This window comes from Streptomyces sp. NPDC025273, assembly GCF_040638585.1.
GTDB lineage: Bacteria > Actinomycetota > Actinomycetes > Streptomycetales > Streptomycetaceae > Streptomyces > Streptomyces cinereorectus.
The window spans coordinates 1-21,154 of the sequence record NZ_JBEZYP010000036.1 but is presented as its reverse complement, the minus strand read 5'-3'; the positions used below and the strand labels follow the sequence as shown (position 1 = coordinate 21,154).

Below are 21,154 nucleotides of genomic sequence, written 5' to 3'. Positions count from 1 at the left end.
GCGCGCGTCCTCCTCCGGAGGAACGACGCACGACCCTACGGGTCGTAAAGACGATAAAGCCCTACGGGCTTTCAACACCATTCCTCCGGAAAGGTGTTGTGAATTCCTCCGGAATTCTCGCACTATTTTGGAGGAATGGTTTTCTATGTTCGGCGTCTGCGGGTCTGTGAGGGGTGACGGGGGGTCACGGGCCGGTGGGTGCCTGATCGTACGGCTCCGCAGTACGATCAGACGTAGTGTCGTGCGCCCCTGTTGCGCCGGTGAACGGGACTCCAAAAACAAAGACGGCATCAACAAGGAGGGTCCGGGCTCGGGTAGGGGTGAGTCGGCAGGTCGACAGGACGGCTCCCCTGACCGTGCATCACCATCGATTCCGGGTAGAGAATGAGAATATGGGCCACCCCCTCCGGCTGCACTTGCCCAGGCATGCATCACTATGAATGACTGGGTAGAGACTGGGTTTCTGCGGCACCACCGGGAAGAACACAGACGCCGAGAGGAAAGCGCATCTGCCCGGAATACCTGGGCCTATCCTGCTGCCGCCCTATTCGGTCGCTGAAACTCCGGAAACCCTGGCATAACCCGGCCCATGAAACGAGGAAAGGGCACATGCGCACTCACGCTCACACCCTCTCTTCAAACCTTCGTGACGTGGCGTCACGGGGTGACGCCGCCTGAATGCGAACACCCGTCGGCGACGGCTCGCGCTGCGCCCCCGCACGCGCCCCAGGGCCTCCGGGGGCGCTCTGGAGGCACTGGGGCGCCCTGCCGCGTCGCGGTTGGCCCACCGGCCGCCGCGATGCCCTCAGGAGCCAGCGCAGCGCTGCCCCGCTTCCCCGCGGCCACCCACCACCACACCCACCACCACAGCAGGCCAGCCGGGGGAACAAGGGGAAGTCTGAGCACTCACCGGACGCGAACCGGGGTCTGACCTGCGGTTGTGCAAGGGCCGGGCCAAAACATGCGCGCCGGATAGTGGTACGGAAAGTGGTACGGAAAGCAGAACGGATAGTGGACCGGATAGCGGTACGGATAGTGCGCCTGCCGCCGAACCACCCCGCCCAGCCCTGAACCCGTCGACCAGGCCGCCCTGTCATCGGGCCGGCGCAGCCTCCCCGGGCCGTACTGGGCCCCGGACTGCCCCGCGCCGAGGTGTGGCAGGGTGCCGGGGTCCGGGGTGGGTGGCTGGTGCCCGGTACCGGTGACGGAACACCCGCCCCGGACCACCTGACGAGCCCGGCCCGACACCGCGAGGACGCAGGCGGTGAGGCCGCCGCGGATTCGGGCTGTGCGACCGGGTGCCCGATCTGACACTCGGCGCACCGCATTTCAGGTTCGACAAGCAAAGTTTCCAACGGGTCTGCGGATGCTCCGTCCCCGCCTCTGACCTGCGGCGGTGAGTTTCCGACCGGGAAACTCACCACGCCCCGGGCGAAAACTCACTGCCGCCGTGCGCACTCACCGCGGAAAACTCACTGCGGCAGGTCAGCGGCCTGCCGGGTCAGCGGGTGTTGACGACCTGGACCTCGCGGACATCGACCGTGAACGGCGTCCGCCGGGTCTCGGTGAACTGGCCGCCGTCGCCCAGGGCGGGGGCGCTCCAGGTGATGGTCCAGGTCGAGGTGGCGGTGGGTGACGTAGGCGAGGCCGGCCAGGACGAGCCCGGACACGAGGACCAGGAGCAGTCCGACGAACAGGACGAGGGTGAGGGTGAGCGTGGACACGGCAGAACTCCATTTCGGAGGGTGCGCCCGGGTTGAGCGCGGGGCCACAGTCCGCGAACCGAACCGGCGGATCGAGCTCTCGCGAAAATCCGTTCCGGGCCGGACAGGGCAGTTCCTGACGGGGTGTGGAGCGGATTCGCGAACGCTTGACGAACCGGTGGTGCGGGGTGGTGTTAGCGGGTCAAGTCCTGATCCAGGCACAGCATTGGCCGCCCGGCGGGCCCATTCAAGAAATTCGGGCGACGAGTATCCGAGGCGCGAGTTTCTTGAATGGGGCGCCCCACACAGGTATAGGAAGCCCGTGCCGTCGTACGGGGGGTGGTAGCCCGGGGGTTGCGGTTGTGCCCCCGGGGCGGGGCCGGCCGCAGGAAGAATCCACGGATGAGGATCTACGGGAGTGAGCCGGGCGAGCCGAGTGTCGAGGTGCCGGGGCACCGGTACGCGGCGCTGATAGGTGGTCCGCTGGACGGCAGCTGATCGACGTCACCGGCTGGTCCAGGCAGCAGCTGGTAGACGGCACGGCACTCATCACCGAGCTCGGCCAGTTCGGGCCGGGCGGGTGGGCCCTGTACGAGGGGCGGCCTGGCACCCTGGACCGGCTGCACTGGATCGGCGACACCCCATAGGGACCGCGTCGCGCAGCCCTGCCGCAGCAGCCCCGGTCCGGCCGGCGCAAGACCGGTTGCCACGTGCGCGCCCCTCATGCCCGGCCCCTTGGACGAGTCACGGACCTCGAGGGAAGGCCCATGACGCCCGTCTCCGGTGCCATCGGGGCCAGGGGCAGCCGGCCACCCCGCCCCCGGACTTCCAGGGCCCGCAGGAAACCGGACACGGGGTTGCCGGCCACATGAATCCGGCGTCGTGAGCAGGGGGCCGGAGGGAGTTCTGCCGGGGGGCGGTCACGGCTTCCGCCTCAGCAGGGCGGCGACCAGACCGGGAAGCGCCCGAAGGACCGCGATGACATCGCCGCGGTGGGCGCGGCAGATGGCGACGATGCAGACCAGCGTGGCGCAGAGCAGGGCGACGACGAGCGCGACCGGTACGGCGGTGGCGAGCAGGGCGAGGTAGTCCACGGGCATCTCCTTGGTTGAGGGCATGCGGGGGTAGGGCGGTGGCAGTGCGGGAGAAAAAAGTCCTCCCGTCCCGGACAGTCCGGGGTGAGAGGAGAGGCGTTCAGACCAACAGGCGGCCCAGTCGGGGATCAAGAGAATCGGATACCTGCGCAAGTCCCCGACAACCACGGTGCGGCCGACCGGCCACCGCGAGAACGCGCGCATGCCGGCCTCGCGGATGCACCGACCGCGGCGGTGATGGCTGTCAGCCGAACGTCCCCGCCGATGGCCGTCTCCGGGTCGGCGGTTATCGGCGGGCGGCCACAAGCACCGCGACAAGCAGAGCCGCCATACCGACGAGGAAAGCCGCCGTGCTCAGGCCCGCCGTCAACGGGCCCATGGCACCGGGACGAACCCACACCAGAACGGCGACCCCGGCACACAACGCGACGCCCACCACCGCGGCGAGGACAGACAGGGTGACCACCACCCACGGGGCCGTGGTCGGGGTGGGCGTGCTGGCAGGCGGCGGGTTATGCGAAACAGTGGTCATGCGATTCCCCCTGGAATGGTGACGGGCCGAGCAACTGGTGCTCCGCCTCCTAGGTGCTCGGACTGGGTCGGCAGACAGCAGCAGGACGCGGGCGGGCGGCGGCGCTGAAGCGTCCCGTCAAGCGGTGGCGGGTGCGGCGGAATTCTTCGGCGGCTTGCGCGGCAGCATGATCGGGGCGCGCTGGTACTGGTGGGTGATGGTGAAGCCGGCGGGCGCGAGCGGAGCCTTCTTCTTGAAGGCCCGCGTCTGGACGAACTCGAGGTCGACGAGCTGTTTCAAGCCGCGCTCATGGGTGTCGGCGGACCAGCCGTACCACTCGGGAGCCCACTCTGCGGGGAAGGATGCCCACTTCTTCTCGCGGGCGACGACCAGGAACAGGGCCAGGCCCGGCAGGCTCAGCTTCTCGTCACGGCCCTGCGTCCAGAACGTGGTCGGGATCTGCAGGAAGAGGTTCTCCTCGGTATCGCCCTTGGGACGGTCGTAGGCCTTCCCGCTGCCGTCTTCGCGCAGCAGCGTCACCTTGATCTTGGTCCCGCTGCGGCTGCACTCGATCAGGTTGCGGTCCGCCAGCCGGCGCAGGGCCCGCCAGGCTCCCGTTCGCGCAGACTGACTGGTCGCGGTCTCGTGAATGTCCATCAGCCGCGCCCACACCGCGCTGTCATGCTCGGTCGTCCAACCTTTGTCCCCGTTGCTGCACGCGCCCACGATCATCAGGTAGGCCCGAAGACCTCGCAGGTCCCTGCCGGTCACGAAGCCCTTCAGGGGCCCGTGCCGGCTGTCGCCCCCCTTGTTCGCCTGGACGAAGGTTTTACGCAGCGGCACGTTGACCCGGATCGAGCGGGTCAGAACATCCGCCCGGGTGTCCCGCCCGGTCGCCTTGATTTTCTGCATGTCCTGCTCGGCTGTCGCTGTCGTCTTCATGCCGTTGAAGGTAGTGGTGCGAGCAGTCAGCACCCAAACGATTCACCCTCGTTGAAGCGGATGGAACAGCTTTGGATCATGGACGCGCCAGCGGGCCTTGTAAGAGCCATGTTGAAAGATCCATGTGAAAGTTCCGGTGTGAGATGGCCATGTGAAAGGTCAACTGAGATGACTACACATGGAAGGTGGAACGTCTCAGCGCCGGGTTCTGCATGCCCGGACGCCGCTCTCCCGCGCGACAGCGAACCCTGCCGACCAACTCGCCCTCTCAGCCTGCGCGTCGTTCATGCGGCTGGACCCACATGACCACTCGCAGCCCTGTACGGCGATCTCCCGGCCGAACACACCCGCCCCCGACCGGAGGAGGCCGGGAGCGGGTGACGTGCGCCCAGAACGCCGTACAGCACTGCTACCGGGTGCGCGTAGAGGACTTTGCAGCCTCAGGATCGTGCTGGACGGCTTCGGGATGGCACCAGCCGCATAACCCGTGTTCAGGATTCGGGGTCAAGGCCCCTCCGGCGGGTAGTTCTTCATGACCACGAGATGTCCGTTCTCAGATCTGCAGGATCCAGTGTCTCGTGTGTCCAACATCAGGGGTCAAGGCCCGCCTCAAGCAGCGCGGTCATTGACCACCCGCACACAAGCGATCTAAGAGCGGGTCGGGTTGTCGACCACGCCCCACAGCTCGATGGCGGCGCTGGTGCCGGGTGGCGGGGACCGTGTCGGCCAGGCGGTTGAGGGTGGCGTCGACAATGTCGCCCGCGGTGTCCAGCCGGATGATGACCGCGCACAGACCGGTGAGGATCAGCAGGTCCTTGATCCAGTTGGTTCTCCAGACATCAAGGGGGTGTCTCATCCCGTCAGTCCCGGCAAACCCCCGCCTCTCTCCCCCCTCGCTGCGCCCCGTCTCCTCGCAAACCTCTTGACGTCGGCTCCACGGACTATGGATGTCGGCGGAGCCAGTGATCGTGCACCTCAAGTGCTGCTGCACGGGCTACTACTGAGACAGGGTGCCCTGACCCGTCTCCCACAGGGAGATGCCGCGTCTAATGTCCTCACGGGAGTAAGGCATCGGCGGAAAGCCTTCCACGGTCATCACGTAGTTCTCGGACGCGCCGGGCACCTTGAAAAGGAAGCCGAAGTCGCACGTCTTGAAGCTGGACGATCCGCGGGTAACGCCGGGCTCCAGCCCGTAGGCACCGAGAATCTCACCATCGCTATCCGTCACACGGACCTCAGCACCGGCCCTGACCTTGGAGCCCTTCGGGGGCGTACACGACTTGCCGATCTCCGGTCCCTTCCCGTCGGTGGACAGTTCGACCGTCACCTTCCCGCTGATGGCGAGAGTCACGGCGGATGGCGTGGCACCGGGCACCGCTTCCTTCGAGTCCTCCGTTGTACCGGAGCACCCTATGAGCCCCGCCATGCCAAGTGCCAGGCCGCAGGCCCACAGCTTTCTCATGCGCTTCCCACCCCTCATGGCCTGCGGCGGAGTGTCCAGCGCAGGTAGCACGCACCCTACCGATGACCTCATAGCTAGTAGGGCTTGGTCAGGTCGGCGATGGTGGTGCGTGTCCTGTGGGTCCGGTGTGTCGTTGAGGATGCGTGACTCCGGAGGAAATTGCATCTGTGCGTGGCGAGTTGGAGGACTTCGCGGCGGAGGTCTTCGAGCCGTTCGCGCGTAACGATCAGCGTCGCTGGGGGCAGGTCTACCTGCGCGGGCTGCTGACCGACGGGCAGCGGAAGTCGGTCGAGCCGATGGCGGCCCGGCTGGGTGAGGACGGGAACCGGCAGGCGCTGGCCCATTTCGTGACGTCGAGCCCGTGGGATCCGGCGCATGTGCGGGCCCGGCTGGCCTGGCAGATGGAAGCGGCGATCCGGCCGAAGGCGCTGATCTTCGACGACACCGGCTTCCTCAAGGACGGCAACGCCTCGGCGTGTGTGTCGCGGCAGTACACCGGAACGGCGGGCAAGGTCACCAACTGCCAGGTCGGTGTCTCGCTGCACCTCGCGTCCGATCATGCCTCGGCTGCGGTCGACTGGCGGCTGTTCCTGCCCGAGACCTGGGCGCCCGGGTCCGTGAAGGCCGACCCGGACAAGGTCGCCCGCCGCACCGCCTGCGGCATTCCCGACGACATCGGGCATGTGGAGAAGTGGCAGCTCGCCCTGGACATGCTCGATGAGACCCGCTCGTGGGGCATCGAGGTGCCGCTGGCCATCGCGGACGCCGGATATGGTGATGCGGTGGCGTTCCGGCACGGCCTGCAGGCCCGCGGCCTCAACTACGTCGTGGGCCACCACGCTGTCGGCCCAGCCCGGCGGGGCCGTGCCGGTGACCGAGCCCTATTCCGGGACGGGACGGCCGCCGGTGGCGAAGTACCCGGACAAGCCGCAGTCGGTGAAACAGATGGTCATCGCGGCGGGCCGGAAAGCCGCCAAACCCGTGCAATGGCGAGAGGGCTCCCGCCCCGGCATAAGCAAGAGCGGCCTGAAGCGGATGTACTCGCGGTTCACTGCCCTGCGGATGCGGCCCGCCGGACGCGAGACCGTCCGGGCGACCGACGGAGTCGAACTGCCCGAGTGCTGGCTGCTGGCCGAGTGGCCCGCCACCGAGGAGGAGCCGGTCCAGTTCTGGCTCTCCGATCTGCCCGCCGACACCCCGCTGACCACGCTGGTCCGGCTCGCCAAGCTCCGGTGGCGCATCGAGCATGACTACCGGGAGATGAAACAGGCCCTGGGCCTGGCCCATTTCGAGGGCCGCACATGGACCGGCTGGCACCACCACGTCACCCTCGTCTCCGTCGCCCACGCGTTCTGCACCCTGCAACGACTGGCCCGAGCCCCAAAAAACACGGCGCCGGCCTGAGCCTCTACCAAGTCGTCCGCGAGCTACAGCTGCTGCTCGCAGCCTGGACCGGCGCCTGCCCCACCTGCCACCGCGACATACCAGCACGCACACCAACCTGACCAAGCCCTACTAGCAGGTCGTCGTGAAAGCTTCGGGGGATAAGGCGATGGCCACGGAAACGGCGAGACACGACACTGGAACTGGCGTGCAAGGCATCCCCGTACGGTGCACCTCTGACAGTCGGGGCATGACCGGAGCAGCGGCTGTCAGCAACGTGCCGGACCGGCCCCTGCCCGGCGCACATCAGGGTCCGAGCCGGAGCCGGGTCGGGGCGGCGGGGGTTGGTGCTGTGGAGTCGGTTGGACCGGTACGGGTTTCGGGGCTTTGGGCGGGGGTCATGTGGGCGGGATCCCTCAGTTACGGACCATCGGACCGCCACGCGGCCTCGCGTCCGCGCGACCATGCCGCCCGGGCCGCCGAGCGGGGGATCGGAGTACTCGCGCCGACCGATCGCGACGTGGGTGGGTGGCCGAGTACCACGTGGCGACGTGCACGACTGGTGCCGCCGGACCGCGGCGGGCCGCCGTCATTGCAGCAACGCGGCCGTCTCCCTCCGGTGGGGCGCTTCGAGTGCGACCAAGGCGGAGTGGGCTCTTCCCCAGGTGGCTCGGGCAGCATGCTCACCGCCGAGTTTCCGGCGTGCGTGCCCCAAGGTGATCTGGACGAGGGCGTGTTCAAGGGCCTGGCCCGCCCTCCGTGCGAGGCGGAGTGCCTGACGGCAGGCCTGAGCCGCACCGGGTGCGTCATCGGTGTCGAGGCAGATCCTGGCGCAGAGGTGATACAGCCGGGCAAGATCGAGCGGACTGCGTACGGCTGCCAGCGCCAGGGCGTGCTCCGCCTCTTCCCGTGCCCTCGCGTGTCTGCCGAGGCGCCGCTCGGCCTCCGCAGCGACCAATGACACACCGATGAGGCTGACGTCCGTACCCTCCGCGATCTCGCGAGCCGTGTCGAGCCGTGCCATGGCGTGGTCAAGACGACCGCCGTACAGAAGCGCATTGGCCATGCCTGCAAGCGAGTCCACCTGGCACGTACGGTTCTCCACCTGTCGGGCGATGCGCAGAGCCTCGTCGAACGAGGCGACGGCCTCGTCGGTGTGACCGGTGTCACCGAGTACCCAGCCGATGGCCTCGTGCGCGACTGCCTCGGCGTACGGCAGCCGGCCGGCCACCGTCTCCAGCGCCAGGTTCAGCACGGTCAGCGCCTCGGGGAAACGTCCCTGCTGCTGGTGGACGATGCCCAGATTGACAAGGGTCAGTGCACGGAGGTGCTCGTCCCCGGCCCGGTGTACGACCTTCAGATTGGCCGTCAGGTAGGCCTCGGCCTTGTCGAGCCTGCCGGTTATCAGGTGGGCGGAGGCCATGTTGTTCAGGCAGCGGGCCTCACCGACGGAGTCGCCCACAGCCCGGTGTATCCGGGCGGCGCTGCTGTACCGGGCCACCGCGTGGCGGGTACTGCCCAACTGCTTGAGGGTGACACCGCAGCCCTGCAGGGCCATGGCCTCACCGTGTCGCCATCCAGCACGGCGTGCCAGCTCCAGACCGAGTTCGTTCTCGGCCAGAGCGTTCCGCAGGTCGGCCATACGCCAGCGGACCAGCCCGAGGGAGATGTGCATGGCTGCCTGGCCCACCAGATCGCCGTGTCGTCGGGCGGACTCCAGGGCCACTCCGGCGACCCGCAGCCATTCCGGGTAGCTACGGCAGTGGTGGAGCAGGTCGTTCATGGCGAACACGAGCAGCGGCGCGTAGAGGGCGGGCCCTCGCTCAGCCGCGTGGGACACCGCCAGCGCGATGTTCTCCCATTCCTCGTCGAACCACTCCTTCGCGGCTGTGTCCGTGGTGAACGACACCGCGTCCCGCGCTTCCTGAGTACCTGACACCTCGTAAGCCAGGAGGTGTGATCGGAACCCGGACGCCCGCGCAGCGTTCACGACCGAGTGCAAAAGGTGATCCATGAGCCGGGAGACGGCCGTCTCCCGCTCCGCCGGGGTGTCCTCCAGCGCGCTGCGTTGCGCCGCATGCTCCACCACCAGGCCGTGGCCGGAGAACCGGCGCCCCGCGGTCTCGCGGAGCAGATGGATACGGGCCATGGCGTCGAGATGGTCGGCGGCCTCGGCCCGGCTCGTCCCGGCGAGTGCCGCGCCGGCGGCGACAGGCATGCCGGCGTGCGGCACCAGACTCAGCATGCGGAACGTCCGCCGTACCGGTGCCGGAAGGGCTTCGTAGGAGAGGTCCAGGGCAGCCTGGACCACCGACAGTGGCTCGCCGTCCACGCGGAGCCGCGTCAGTCGGCCGCGGTCGATCAGCTCAGCGACGTGCTGGGCGATCGTCCGCTGATCGTGGTCCGCGATCCAGGACATGGCCACGCACAGGGCCAGCGGGAGGCGGTCGCAGAGGTCGACGAGTGCGTCCGTCGCTTCCGGCTCGGCCTGTACCCGCCCCGGCCCCACGGCACCGGTCAGCAGGTCGAGTGCCTCGTCGCGCCCGAAGACGTCGAGGTCGATACGGGGAACCCCGTCCATGGCGACCAGCCCCGGCAGCCGGTTGCGGCTGGTCATGACGACCATGCAGTTCGACTCACCGGGGAGCAGGCCCCGGGGCAGAGTGCTGTCGGCGACATCGTCGAGGACCAGCAGGGCCCGGCGGTTCGCCAGCAGGGACCGATAGAGCCCGAGCTGGGCGTCGAGGTCGACCGGGATGTCCCTGGCCGAGTGGCCCAAGGCCTGGAGCAGCAGGGGCACGGCCTCCTGCATCATCATGGGTCCGGCTCGGTCGAAGCCGCGCAGATTGAGGAAGAGATGGCCGTCGGGGAAGGACCGTGTCATCCGGTGCGCCCAGTGGACGGCCAGCGTCGTCTTGCCCACGCCTGCCGGGCCCACGACGAGGGCGGCGCGCTCCCCGGCTGCGTGCAGGTCGTCCAGCCGGCGTAGCTCCCCTGTGCGGCCGGTGAACCTGGTGGTCACCGCCGGCAGTTGACGCGGGGGCGGGGCGCTCGCCACCGGCCGCTCCGGTGGGGCTTGCGTGGGTACCGCACCTGTCGGGCCGTCGCCTTCGAGTACGCGCCGGTGAATGCCGCGAAGCTCCGCGGACGGCTCGACCCCGAGCTCGTCCTCGAGCCGGTACCGGATTTCCTTGTACACCTGCAGGGCCTCGGCCCGCCTTCCGCTCAGTGCGAGAGCCTGCATGAGCAGGCCCGCCTGGCGCTCGCGGAACGGGTGCTCGTCAAGCAATGCCCGCAGATCGGCGACGGCGGCCTCGCCGCGGCCCGTAGCGAGGGCCGCTTCCGCCTTGCCCTCGGCAGCGGTGGTGCGCAGCCCCACGAGGCGGCCGAGATGGGACTGGGCGTCCAGGCCGGTCAGGTCGCCGAGCGGGGTGCCCCGCCACAGCGCCATGGCCCGGTCGTAGGCGAGGAACGCGTCGAGCGGGCGGCCCGATCGGTTCGCATGCCGCGCTTCCTCGACGTGCGAGATGAATTCGTCGACGTCCGACTGGCCCGGCTCGACGCGCATGAGGTAACCGGGATTCCTGGTGATGAGCAGCTCCGGCCCCTGCGTGCCCAAAGCCCGGCGCACCTCCGTTACCAGCGCCCGCACCCGCGCGGGGGCCGTCCTGGGAACGGCACCTTCCCCCCACAGCCTGTCGATGATGCGCGGGACCGGAACCACCTGGCCCGCGTCCACCAGTACGGCGGCCAGCAGACCGCGCTGGCGCCCGGTGAGGGCGACCGTCCGACCGCCCGCTCGTACCTCCAGCGGACCCAGCAGGAGAAAGCGGATGGAGACAGGTGACATCCGCCGACCCTAAGCGGTTGGCAGACGCATGCTCAAGTCAGTATGCGATCCGGCAGCAGAGCTCAGATCGCGACACGTGACGGCATCGACCGGGCTGTTGACCGGCAGAGGCCTAGGCAGGGCTGTCGTCGGCAGGAGGGCCGGCGGTGGCGGCCTCGTCACCGGCGGGAGTGTCGCTTCCGTCTCGTCGGGATGTTCCGGACAGCACCTCCACGCCCAGTGCGCGTACCTTCGCCAGTGCCTGCTCCACCTGCGTGGCGGACACCCCCATGGAGCCGGCCAGTGCCGGCACGGTGCGGCTTCCGTCGCACAGGTCGAGCAGTTTCCTGAGCGCTGCGGGGATGCGGTGCACGCGCATCCGCGCTCCGGAGCCCACAGTGACCAGACAGTGCGTACGCCGCCCGCGGAGATCATCGAACGCCTCGCCGGCCAGGACACGCCGTTGCAGCTCGGTCACCACGCAGTCGAAGCTCACCACTCGGACACCGGACCCCAGGGACGGCCCCCCGCCCGGGAGCGGGCGCTGTTCGGCGATCGGGGCGGGCAGTTCGTAGGGCAGGCATTCGTAGCGCACGACGTCTTCGATGACGTGACGGTCGGCGTCAGGCGCGTCGCGGGAGGCAAGCCGGCCCAGGAGGGTCGCGGCGCGGACGATCTCCTGCGGCCTCGTCATCCGCACATGGACCAGCACCTCGCCGAAGATCGTGTCGTCGTCCACGACGTCCCGGCAGAGGGCCAGCGTCGCCGGCAGCGTGCCCATCACGCCGGAGAAGCTCTTCCAGCGGGCCACCGAGGCCGAGACCCGGAGCCCCGGCATACCCGTGGACGACAGACGCTGCGCCGCGGCCACCGAGAGCCCGTAGCGGAGGGCGAACGTGGCAGGGTCCTCCCGCAGGGCTGCCATGGCCGCCGGCTCCGTCAGCAGACGGAGCAGGGCCTCCTGCGCATCGGCCCCGCTCACCGCAGTTCCTCGCGAGCCGCGATCCTGCGCGCGCGCCGCAGATCGGTGACGATCTCCGAGAAGTCCTCCGGGAACGACTCGTCGCGCTCGAGCAGGATGCCCTTGACGTCCTGCCTGAGCAGCAGATAAGCCAGCAGCTGCATCACCTCGTCGCTCACCTCGGCGTCGTGGGCGTCGAACTGGAACCCTTCCTGACTCTGGGCGGCCGAGTTACCCGCCACGTGGACCTGCTGCACACGTTCGAGGGGAAGTGCGTCGAGGAAGCGGTAGGGGTCGAACCCGTGATTGGCGGCGTTGACCGCCACGTTGTTCAGGTCGAGGAGAATGCCGCAGTCGCAGTGCCGCATCACCTCCGAGAGCATTTCCGCCTCGCTCAGTTCGCCCGGAAGGTCCACGTAGTAAGTGATGTTCTCCAGCAGAAACGGTCGGCCGAGCATCTCCTGGACACGCTGCGCCTTACCGGCGATGCGCCGGGCATGGTCGTACGTCCGGTGCACCGGCGTCAGGCTTCCCACTTCGACACCGTGGTCACGGGTGAAGGACAGGTGGTCGCTCACCCAGGGCGCGTCCACGGCGTCCGCCACCGCCGCGACGGCGCCGACGTAGTCCTCGTCGAGGGGATCCTTGGAACCGACCGACATCTCAAGTCCGTGGGGAACGAGTGGGAACCTCTCCCTCAGCGGTTCGAGCTGCTCCCTCGCCCGTACGTCATGGATATATCCGTCGGTGATGATTTCGAGCCAGTCGATCTCCGTCGCATGCTCAAGAATCCGGTTGTGCAGTTGCGAGCGGTATCCCAGGCCCACCCCGAGATCCGGCAGCGCTCCACCGCGGCTCATGCTCTTCCTCCTCATGGTCCTCGCTGATGTGTGATACGTCCTGGGCGGCGAGCAACGCGGCGTAGTGGCCCCCGGCCGCGCGCAGTTCACGGTGCGTCCCCTGTTCGACGACCCGGCCGTGATCGAGGATGAACACCCTGTCGCCGGCCGTGAGCCGTGGAATCCGGTGACAGATCACCAGCACGGTGCGGCCTGGGCACAGGGACCGCAGCGATTCGTGCACGAGCTGGGCCGTGGTGCCGTCCAGGGCACTCGTTGCCTCGTCGAGGATCAGCAGAGTTCCTCCGGCCAGCAGAGCCCGTGAGATGGCCAGCCGCTGCCGCTCGCCGCCGGACAGCATGTGACCGTCCTCGCCCACGGGGGTGTCCAGCCCCTGAGGCAGCCGAGCGAGCAGACCATCGAGGCATGCCACCCGCAGAACCTCCAGCATCTCCGCGTCCGTGGTCCCTTCCCGGGCGAACCGGAGGTTCTCCCGGAGGGAACCGTTGAGGAAGCCGATGTCCTGCGGAACAAGGGTGGCTCGCCGGCGCAGGGTCTCCAGGTCCGCCGGGCCACCGTCGATCTTGACGGTGCCGCTCTGCGGCCGCACCAGACCGGCGAGCACGAGCCCCAGCGTGCTCTTTCCGGAGCCTGTCGGCCCCAGGACGACGTTCATCGTCCCAGGAGCGAGGTCCATCTCGATGTCCGCCAGGGCAGGGCTCACCGCGCCCTGGTACTCGTAGCGCACCCCCGAGGCGGTTACCCGCACCGTTCCGTCCAGCTTCTTCCTGGCAGGCCGCAGCGGTTCGGCGTCCAGGGACGTGTACTGGATGATCCTCTCGAAGGTCGCCACCGAGGCCTGGATCTGCGCGCTGAAGGACAGGAGCGTCTGCAAGGGGTCGGAAAGCCGCATCTGGAGCATCACGAGGGCCACCACGGCGCCCACGGAGAGCTCCCGCAGGAACACTCCGCTCACCAGGTAGATCCCCGGCGGGAAAGCCGCGAAGCAGAATCCGATGAACATCAGCGCACCGGAACCCACCACTCGCTGCCGCACCGTCGTGTCGCTGATCGACTCGCACACATCGGTGAACTCGTCAAGCTGGTGCCCGGTGCGTCCTATCGTGCGTCCTAGGACGATGCCTTGTAGTGAGAGCGCGTCAGCGACCCGGCGGATCATCGTGGTGACGTGCTGCTGCCGCTCGGTGGCCAGCCGTCGGCGGACCCGGGCGAGGCGGTTGTTCAATTGGGACAGCGCGGCCGTCAGCACCAGGGAGGCGAGCGCCAGCGGCCACGACAGGAGGACCATGGCCACCGTCGCCGCGACGGCGTGCGCGGCCGCCGACAGGGCGGAGCGCAGAGTCTGGCTGAGGAACCTGTCCACACCGTTCACATCGCTGACCAGCCGCGCCTGCAGTTCGCTCGGGCTGAGCGCCGCGAAGAATTCCAGCGGCTGGGCGTGCGCGCGCGCGAATATCTCTACGCGCAGGTCGGCCACGAGCCGCTGACTGAGCCGGCTGATGAGCACCGTCTCGGCCACGTACAGGGCACTTCCCAGTCCGCCCGCGACGAAGATCCCTCCGCAGACGAGGAACAGGAGGTCCAGGTCCCGTTGGGGCAACGCCCGGTCCAGCAGTACGAGCATGGCCAACGGAGTCACCACCCCCAGGACCACGCGCACGCCGACGATCAACACCGTCAACGCCGTTCGGGGGCGGTACGGTCTCAGGCGGACCAGCATGAAGCGGACGGTGTCCCACGTCGTGACGGTGCCGCCGGTCGTGGGCGTCGCGCCCCCGCCCCGGCCCGGCACCGTCTTCACGGCCGGGGCGGGGCCGCGGCACCGCTCGCCCGCTTGTCCGCCGGCTTGCCCACGGCCACGGTGAACAGATGCCGCGTCCGGTCTTCCTGTGCCCGCATCGCCTGTGTGACACGGAAGTTGGGCAGGGCGAACACCGAACATTCCAGTCCGTGGCTGAGGGCCGACAGCCAGGCCGCGTACCCGAGTGCGCCCGCCCGGGTCATCAACTCGCCGTAGGAGGCACCGGAGGTCCCCACCACGGGCCCACCGATGAAGATCAGGGCCGGCGCGTCGGCGTAGTTGAGGATCACTTCCGCCGGAGTCTCGGCCGTGTATGCCGGAAACGCGGTGTCCAGGTCCCGAGGGGGCGTGTACAGGCCTGAATCCAACCCGGCCACGTTCCTCAGCCCGAGGAGGAAGGTGAAGGGGGCGTCTGCCGCAGGCTGTCGTCCACCACACGCGCTCCGCGCGAGCCGGAGGACGTCCGACAGGACGCGCCATTCGAGTGGCTCGCGGCTGAACTCACGTACGGAGCGTCGCCCGCGCAGGACTTCCTCCAGCGGGCGGTCCCCCGTGGCGGCAGGCGGCGTCCGCCGGTGGCCTCCCGGCCCCTGGCTCCGTGCACCGCACCCGAGGGGTTCCCTCGTGGTCATCACCTCGCCCATTCGACCTTGCAGGTCGCCCTCCGGTATCAATGGCATGACTGCCCTTCCTCCGCGTCCTTCCGGCGGATGCCGGCTACTGCTGTGATCAGCTGCTCCTTGGTGTTGAGGCACAGCGCCTCGGCCACGCTGCCGTCCCAGGACCTCGCCCAGTCGACGTCCAGGCCGTAGCCCGCGGCTACGGTGGTGAGCTGGGTCGTGGCGCAGCCCGCGTCCAGGTGGACGAGGCGGTGCGCGTGCTGTTCGTACTTGGCGGAACAGCGGGCGTGGGCACCGGACATCACGACCACCGCCGTATACGGTCCGCAGCCCGCGAGGTCGGTTCCGCTCAGCAGATCCGCGACCGGGATGTCGTCCGGGCGCACGGCCACGACAGCGTGTTCGAGGTCGTCATACCTGAAAAGGGATCCGGGGAGTCCGGTGAGACCCCCGTCCCGGGCGAGGTAGAGCTCGACGGAGGCCAGATTGCCGCCCGACGGCGTCCAGCGCTGCAGCGGGAGGTCCTCGGAGCTCCGCCGCAGGCCAGCCGTCCTCTGGAGCAGTGCGCCCAGGTACTCTTCGTCGCTCACCCCAGGACCGGGGGGTACCTCTTCGCGACCGAACGTGCCGTGGACGCGCGGGCTCGTGTCAGGCAGGGGACGACGGGGGTGGTTGGAGAACCGCGGCCTCTCGCTCTGCAGGCTGTCCGCACGCTCCAGGGCCCGCTTGCCGCCCTCCCTCGCGATCAGGAACGCGGGCGGCAGCTGATTGGCCCATTCGTACTGCTCGACAGTCAGTGCGTCGGTGAGGAAGTCGCCGTCGGCGGACGCGGCTCCGGTCCCACAGGCGTCGCAGCCGGCCCGGGGGGCGGGGACGAAGCGCTCCGTCGCGAAATCACCGAGCGACAGCCGTGCGATGCGCTGGACGAGCTTCATACCGGCGGAGCCGACGAGCAGGGAGACCACTTCAGCCCCGGTCATCCCGACGGCGAGCTGCGTCGCGTCCGGCGCGGCGGTCGTCGCGGGGGCGGCGTCCCATCCCGCGTCCCGGCGCCCGTGGTCCAGACAGGCCGCGCAGGTGCTGAAGCCCGGAAGCAGATAGGGCCCGAACTCGAGGTGCGTGGCTCCGACCAGGACCGGCAGCACGGCCACACCGCGGGAGCCCGCGGCGCGCACCGCTTCACCGGCAGGGTCCCAGTTGCCGGGGCGCGTCAGGGAGACCAGTAGATCGACCTCCCCGGCGGCAGGATCGCCGCCATGGCCGGCGTCCGTGCCTCCGAGGAAGCGGACACTGCCCACGCCGCTGCGGCGCAGATCACCGGCCAGTTGCTCCGCCATGGCGGCGTCGCCGACGACGTCGACGCGGGATTTCGCCAAGTGACCGACGAGTTCCGACGTTCCCCTGCAGCCCACCGAGTCCTTGGTCCGCGAGTAATGCGAGAAGACCTGCGGTTCCAGTGCCGGAGCGGTGTCCGTTCCGGCGGACCAGTCGAGGAGGCCGCACCGGTCGAGCAGTGCAACCACCGTATCGAGCTGCTGGGGGGCCATGTCGGCCTCCTGGCAGATCTGCATCGGGGCGCGCGACCCGTCGAGGAGTGGCAGCAGGCGGGGCAGCAGATGCACCGCGGCCTTGCCGCGGAAGACCTGGCGGCGCGGCGTACCCGTGACGACGAGGCTGTCGGCGGCCTGCGCCACCGCCAGACCCGCCACCAGCCTCAGGGAGCTCGTCGCCTCGACAGGCAGGTTTCGATCAAGCACGGACTGTCTCCGTTCCACCGAGCCTGAGAAGGGATATGAGATCTTCCCGAACCGGCGCTTCCCGGCAGCGGTCACAGCCGTGCACCGCCACTACGCGGTCCAGGGAGAGGGTCAGGGCGGACAACTGGATCGTCACGACCTGTCCGGCCGTGGCGATGCCACTGGCGGCGCGGTTCAGGAGCCTGGCGGCAGCGCCTGCGGCGAGACGGGCGTGCTGGGGCAGAAAACCCTCGGGGCCGAGCGTGCGGTCGCGTTCGTAGGCTGCACGTAGCACGTGGCTGCTGTCCCACTGGTGGTCGTGCTGGATGCGCCGCTGGTCGAGGCACCGGAAGCAGGGGCCGTCGCCCGGCGCGACGAAGGGGCCGATCCGCAGCACGGAATGGTCCAGGACGACCGGAAGCCACGGCACACCGGAGGCGTGCGCGAGCTCGTCCGCGCGCTCGCACAGGAGGTGATCGGACCTCCATATCGAGGCCACCACCACGTCGGGGCGCCCGGCGAAGGCCGCTTCCACGTCTTCGCCGTGTGTCGTCCCCGTGTGTGACAGGCTCCATTCCAGGGCTGCGTTCACCTGGCGCCCGAACACCCCGGAGGCGAGCAGCGCCGCAGTGTTCAGGCGAAAGGCTGGGGCCACGGGTTCAATTCCTCCTCGGGGAGAGTGCGGTAGCCCATCCGGCCGGGCGCGGAGTAGAGGCGGTCGTGCCCCTTGAACTGCGCACGTGGGTGGGTGCTCATGGGTTGCAGGTCCGGGATGACGACGCTCATGGCCGTAAGTCCCGCCTCGGTGAGTTCCTGGGTGGTGCGGTCGACCACAACGGCCTGCATCCCCAGCTGAGACAGCCGGTCGGTCAGCACGGCCAGCGTGTCGTCAGGGCTCTCCGGAAGAGTGGCGTGCTCCCCACTGCTGACGCCGTTGCCCTCGTCCAGGAGGAAGTCGAAGGCGTGGGCCCTTGCCCGTACGGCCATGAACTTGCTGGTCTCACCGATCTCCCCACCCACGTCGTCAAGGACGTCGGCCGCGGGATCGCCGCTGTAGACCAGCTCGTCCCCGTCCGCGGTCTCGACCAAGGCGCTCTCGGCCGCCTCGGCGATGGTCCTGCCGGTGGCGGCGGAGACGAACCTGCAGGCGCGCGGGTCGTGATCGGCCGCCACCACGCAGAAGACCGTGGGAATGCCCAGGTCCGAGGTCGCGTCCAGTAGATACACGCGCATGAACCTGCGCTCGAACCAGGCGATGAGATCGGTGACCGCGTCCGTGTGGACGTCGGGACTCAGCCTGGGCAAAGGAAGCTTCTGGAGCCAGAGCAACGCGATGCTGTCGCGTTCGGCCACCTCGAAGATGCCGCGCACGACCGCTTCCACGGGATCCGTGTGAACCGCGTAGCCCGTCGATATGGGGAAGGTGAAGTACTCCGCCCTCGTGGCGCGCTCGGTGCCGTAGTTGGCCATCGTGGCCGGCACCCATAACAGCATGCGCCTCACCAGGTCCATTCCTCGGACCCACCGGATCGACGCCGTGGCGTCGAACGGAACGACCGGGCAGTCGGGGTGGTCGGTCTCCGCCGTCGAGCAGCGCGGATACCGGTGGGGCTCCAGGCATTGCCCAGCCAGTTCGTCCGCCGTGGCCCAAATCCGCTCCTCGTGGAGCAGTGCGCGTCCCGCGTACCGCTCCGCACCCTCGGCGATGGCCACCAGTCTGGCTTCGTCGGCCGAGCCGAACGTGGCTCCGCCGCAGATGATGTGGTCGTCCCGATGCATGCCCGTACCCGGCCTGCTGGTCCCGACCTTCGAAAGGCATCGCTGTATCACCCGGTCGCCGAACCGGGCTTCCGTGGCCTCGGTGACGGAGACGACTCCGTACGGAGAGACCAGCCCTTCCAAGGAAGCAAGCGTCTCGGCGATGCTGCTGGATGCTGTCTCGTTCATACCGAATACCGCCTTCCTGACACGCGTTCTCACATTCCTCCGTGCGCCGCACCAGGCCTTTCACCTTCCTTGAGGTGGAAGGCCCGGTGCTTCACACCACTACCTGGACCAGCTGTCCGATCAGGCGCACTTCGGGGGCTTGCCGCAGGTCCGTACGGTGCTGCAGTTGCCGATGCTGCAACCGCTACAGGGAATTCCCAGCGGGTTCATGTCGAGCTCTTCGGTTTCGTCGACTTCGAGGTCCAGATCCTGTTCCTGATCCACAAGCGCCTTCCTTCCATCAGGGATCCGGAGAGCGTCCGCCCTCCCGCCGGTAAATCTCGCAGTGCGGTCTTTCATCGTCCTGCCGTTCGGCTTTCAGCGGCGCGGCATGCTTTCGTGGCAGGCGCGCGAGCAGTGGTGACGCAGCGGCCGAACCCCTCGGCATGCGGGGCATGCATCGCGGCCCACCCCGCCGCATGCGTTCGCCTACGCCGTTCCGCTCGTTCGACCGGGTCTTGGGTACGGGCCCCCACTCGTATCGAAAGCAGGAGTGGGGGGCGCTCGTCCGGCCATGCGGATTCCATGCAGAAGCCGTGCAGCGGCCTGTCACAGTTCTGCCGAAACCATCTGACCAGTGGTAGGAGACTCGATGGACATACGCATTCTGGGCTCGGTGGAACTCCATGTACCGGGAAGGGGACCGGTCTCCATGCCCGAGCGCACTCGGCGGCTCCTGGCGGCGCTTGCGTGGCGCCCTGCCGAGTTCGTCTCGGACGAGGAGGCCGTGGAGCAGATCTGGGGAGAGGACCGCCCGCAGCGTCCACGTGACGCGCTTTACACGTGCGCGACCCGGCTCCGGCGGGCGTTCGGGCACTTCCGGCCAGGTGCGGCGGGGCCTGTGATACGTCGCACAGGGGGGTATGTCCTTGCGATCGACCCCTCCTGCGTCGATCTGCGCCGGGCCCGGCGGCTCATCGTGCAAGCGCACGGCGCGGACCGCCTCGGGGACCTCGAGTCCGCGCTGGCTCTGTACGACAGCGCACTCGAGCTCTGGAGCGCGGTCCCCCTTTCAGGGTTGGGATCGTCCTGGGCGTCCGCGGCCCGGGTCGCGCTCGAACGGGAACGGCACGCGGCGTCCGTCGGCAGACTCAGGATTGCCCTGCAGCTCGGCCGTCACCTGGAGAGTGCCCCGGCACTTCACCAACTCGCCGCGGACCACCCCTTCGACGAAGTCGTCGCCGAAATGCTCATGCTCGCCCTGCACCGCAGCGGGCGCCAGAATGAGGCGCTCGACTGCTTCCACACAGTCCGCTCGCTACTGGTCGAGCAGCTCGGGGACGAACCCGGCCCCGCTCTGCAGGAACTGCACCGGAAGGTCTTGTGCCGGGACGACTCCCTCGGCCTGCGCCGCGACTCGGTCGTGGCCTGACCCCGGCCGGGCCGGGCCGGCGCCACCGTGCGGCATCCCGCGGCGGCGGGGAGACCGCCGCCGCGTCCGTCATGAACGGCGGATTCACACGGGAGTCGCCTCACGGGCGGCGATCGGGACGTCGGTGGTGTTGGTGGCGAAGCACGTCAGCCGCAGTCCGTCGGCATCGGTGAACCGCAACTAGGCGCCGGGGTGCGGCCGTTCCTTGCGGACGATCAGCCGAATCCCTCTCGGCCAGCCCTTCAGGGCGTCGCCGTCGAGCTCGGCGGTCCAGGCGCCGTCGCGGATCTCGCCGCCGGGCTCGATGGCCGGTGTCCAGGCGGAGGCGGGGACCTTCAGGACGGCCTGGTGAATGGCGTCGGTGATGGTCATCCCGACCGAGTACGACAGCCACCGGCCCTGCCTCGAGAGCCAGGAGACGAACTCGTGGGTGCCGCCCGCGGAATCCGTACGAATCAGTGTGGACCGGCCGGGCCGGTGACGCTTCGGGAGCTGGGCCAAGGCAAGTCGGGTGGCGGTGATGTGGTCGGTGGCGGTGTTGCTGCCCGCGTTCCCGGGCCGTAGCAGCGCGGCCACCGGCTCCCCGGTGCCGCCGCGTCCGTGGTCACAGGAGCCTTGTCTGTTGCGGACGTCGGCGTCATCACCCGATCAGTGGCCACACTGAAAGGGCTCATTGACCCCGAGTTCATGACGGCCTGGCTCCTCCGACACGATGTGTGGCCGGCGGGAAAGCGCTTTTGCCTGCCGGCCACGCTGCCTGCAACAAACAACGAGCGGTCAGATCCTGCTTGCCTGGCTTAGAGGCTGTTGTCTTTCCGTACTTGATCGCTGACTTTCTGCTGGTCATGCATGGTGTGGCGGGTTCTGTGGCAGACAGGACTCGTCGTGTCGTCT

General features: G+C 68.8%; 16 protein-coding genes and 2 pseudogenes. 3 read left to right on the top strand and 15 right to left on the bottom strand.

What is annotated here, in order from left to right:
- Positions 1–1,541: 1,541 nt before the first annotated feature.
- Positions 1,542–1,760 carry a hypothetical protein gene (locus tag AB0F38_RS31150; protein WP_361900735.1) on the top strand — a complete coding sequence of 73 codons (219 nt, stop codon included), beginning with the start codon at positions 1,542–1,544 and terminating at the stop codon, positions 1,758–1,760.
- An 863-nt stretch (positions 1,761–2,623) separates the two neighbouring features.
- Here the strand turns inward: AB0F38_RS31150 and AB0F38_RS31145 are convergent.
- The 5 genes from AB0F38_RS31145 to AB0F38_RS31125 form a co-directional block, all read right to left on the bottom strand.
- Entirely contained in the window at positions 2,624–2,797 is a 174-nt protein-coding gene (locus AB0F38_RS31145) for a hypothetical protein (RefSeq protein ID WP_361900732.1), read from the bottom strand.
- 286 nt (positions 2,798–3,083) lie between these two features.
- The gene (locus AB0F38_RS31140) at positions 3,084–3,329 is read right to left on the bottom strand and encodes a hypothetical protein (protein ID WP_361900729.1); all 246 of its coding nucleotides are present in this window, start codon (positions 3,327–3,329) and stop codon (positions 3,084–3,086) included.
- A 117-nt stretch (positions 3,330–3,446) separates the two neighbouring features.
- Positions 3,447–4,250 carry a hypothetical protein gene (locus AB0F38_RS31135; protein WP_361900727.1) on the bottom strand — a complete coding sequence of 268 codons (804 nt, stop codon included), beginning with the start codon at positions 4,248–4,250 and terminating at the stop codon, positions 3,447–3,449.
- Positions 4,251–4,872: 622 nt separating this feature from the next.
- Positions 4,873–5,106 (bottom strand): hypothetical protein, encoded by a 234-nt coding sequence (locus AB0F38_RS31130; protein ID WP_361900724.1) that lies wholly within the window; start codon positions 5,104–5,106, stop codon positions 4,873–4,875.
- Positions 5,107–5,247: 141 nt separating this feature from the next.
- A complete protein-coding gene (locus AB0F38_RS31125) occupies positions 5,248–5,712 on the bottom strand; it encodes a hypothetical protein (RefSeq protein WP_361900721.1) in 465 nt (154 codons plus the stop codon).
- Positions 5,713–5,855: 143 nt separating this feature from the next.
- Here AB0F38_RS31125 and AB0F38_RS31120 point away from each other — a divergent pair.
- A pseudogene (locus AB0F38_RS31120) lies at positions 5,856–7,116 on the top strand (IS701 family transposase).
- 568 nt (positions 7,117–7,684) lie between these two features.
- Here AB0F38_RS31120 and AB0F38_RS31115 read toward each other — a convergent pair.
- The 9 genes from AB0F38_RS31115 to AB0F38_RS31075 all read right to left on the bottom strand — a co-directional run bounded on the left by AB0F38_RS31115 (position 7,685) and on the right by AB0F38_RS31075 (position 19,113).
- Entirely contained in the window at positions 7,685–10,945 is a 3,261-nt protein-coding gene (locus AB0F38_RS31115; RefSeq protein WP_361900718.1) for a BTAD domain-containing putative transcriptional regulator, read from the bottom strand.
- Positions 10,946–11,057: 112 nt separating this feature from the next.
- Positions 11,058–11,906: a hypothetical protein gene (locus tag AB0F38_RS31110; RefSeq protein ID WP_361900715.1), complete on the bottom strand. Its 849-nt coding sequence runs from the start codon at positions 11,904–11,906 to the stop codon at positions 11,058–11,060.
- Entirely contained in the window at positions 11,903–12,745 is an 843-nt protein-coding gene (locus AB0F38_RS31105; protein ID WP_361900712.1) for a DUF692 domain-containing protein, read from the bottom strand. Before AB0F38_RS31105 ends, AB0F38_RS31110 begins: the two co-directional genes overlap by 4 nt.
- A complete protein-coding gene (locus tag AB0F38_RS31100) occupies positions 12,669–14,546 on the bottom strand; it encodes an ABC transporter ATP-binding protein (protein WP_361900709.1) in 1,878 nt (625 codons plus the stop codon). Before AB0F38_RS31100 ends, AB0F38_RS31105 begins: the two co-directional genes overlap by 77 nt.
- Complete coding sequence (locus AB0F38_RS31095) at positions 14,543–14,914, bottom strand: hypothetical protein (protein ID WP_361900706.1); 372 nt, start codon at positions 14,912–14,914, stop codon at positions 14,543–14,545. Before AB0F38_RS31095 ends, AB0F38_RS31100 begins: the two co-directional genes overlap by 4 nt.
- A gap of 302 nt (positions 14,915–15,216) precedes the next feature.
- Positions 15,217–16,923: a hypothetical protein gene (locus AB0F38_RS31090; RefSeq protein ID WP_361900703.1), complete on the bottom strand. Its 1,707-nt coding sequence runs from the start codon at positions 16,921–16,923 to the stop codon at positions 15,217–15,219.
- Positions 16,916–17,494: a TOMM precursor leader peptide-binding protein gene (locus AB0F38_RS31085; protein WP_361900700.1), complete on the bottom strand. Its 579-nt coding sequence runs from the start codon at positions 17,492–17,494 to the stop codon at positions 16,916–16,918. Before AB0F38_RS31085 ends, AB0F38_RS31090 begins: the two co-directional genes overlap by 8 nt.
- Positions 17,495–17,535: 41 nt before the next feature.
- Positions 17,536–18,849, bottom strand: coding sequence for a YcaO-like family protein (locus tag AB0F38_RS31080; RefSeq protein WP_361900697.1), 1,314 nt, complete (start codon positions 18,847–18,849; stop codon positions 17,536–17,538).
- Positions 18,850–18,969: 120 nt separating this feature from the next.
- Positions 18,970–19,113, bottom strand: coding sequence for a hypothetical protein (locus AB0F38_RS31075; protein WP_361900694.1), 144 nt, complete (start codon positions 19,111–19,113; stop codon positions 18,970–18,972).
- A 427-nt stretch (positions 19,114–19,540) separates the two neighbouring features.
- Here AB0F38_RS31075 and AB0F38_RS31070 point away from each other — a divergent pair, with 427 nt between their 5' ends.
- Positions 19,541–20,260, top strand: a complete 720-nt coding sequence (locus AB0F38_RS31070; RefSeq protein WP_361900691.1) for an AfsR/SARP family transcriptional regulator — start codon at positions 19,541–19,543, stop codon at positions 20,258–20,260.
- A 183-nt stretch (positions 20,261–20,443) separates the two neighbouring features.
- On the opposite strand, the pseudogene AB0F38_RS31065 reads toward AB0F38_RS31070, so the two are convergent.
- Positions 20,444–20,866 (bottom strand): annotated as a pseudogene (locus AB0F38_RS31065) (transposase); the annotation flags it as partial.
- Between the last annotated feature and the right edge of the window lie 288 nt (positions 20,867–21,154).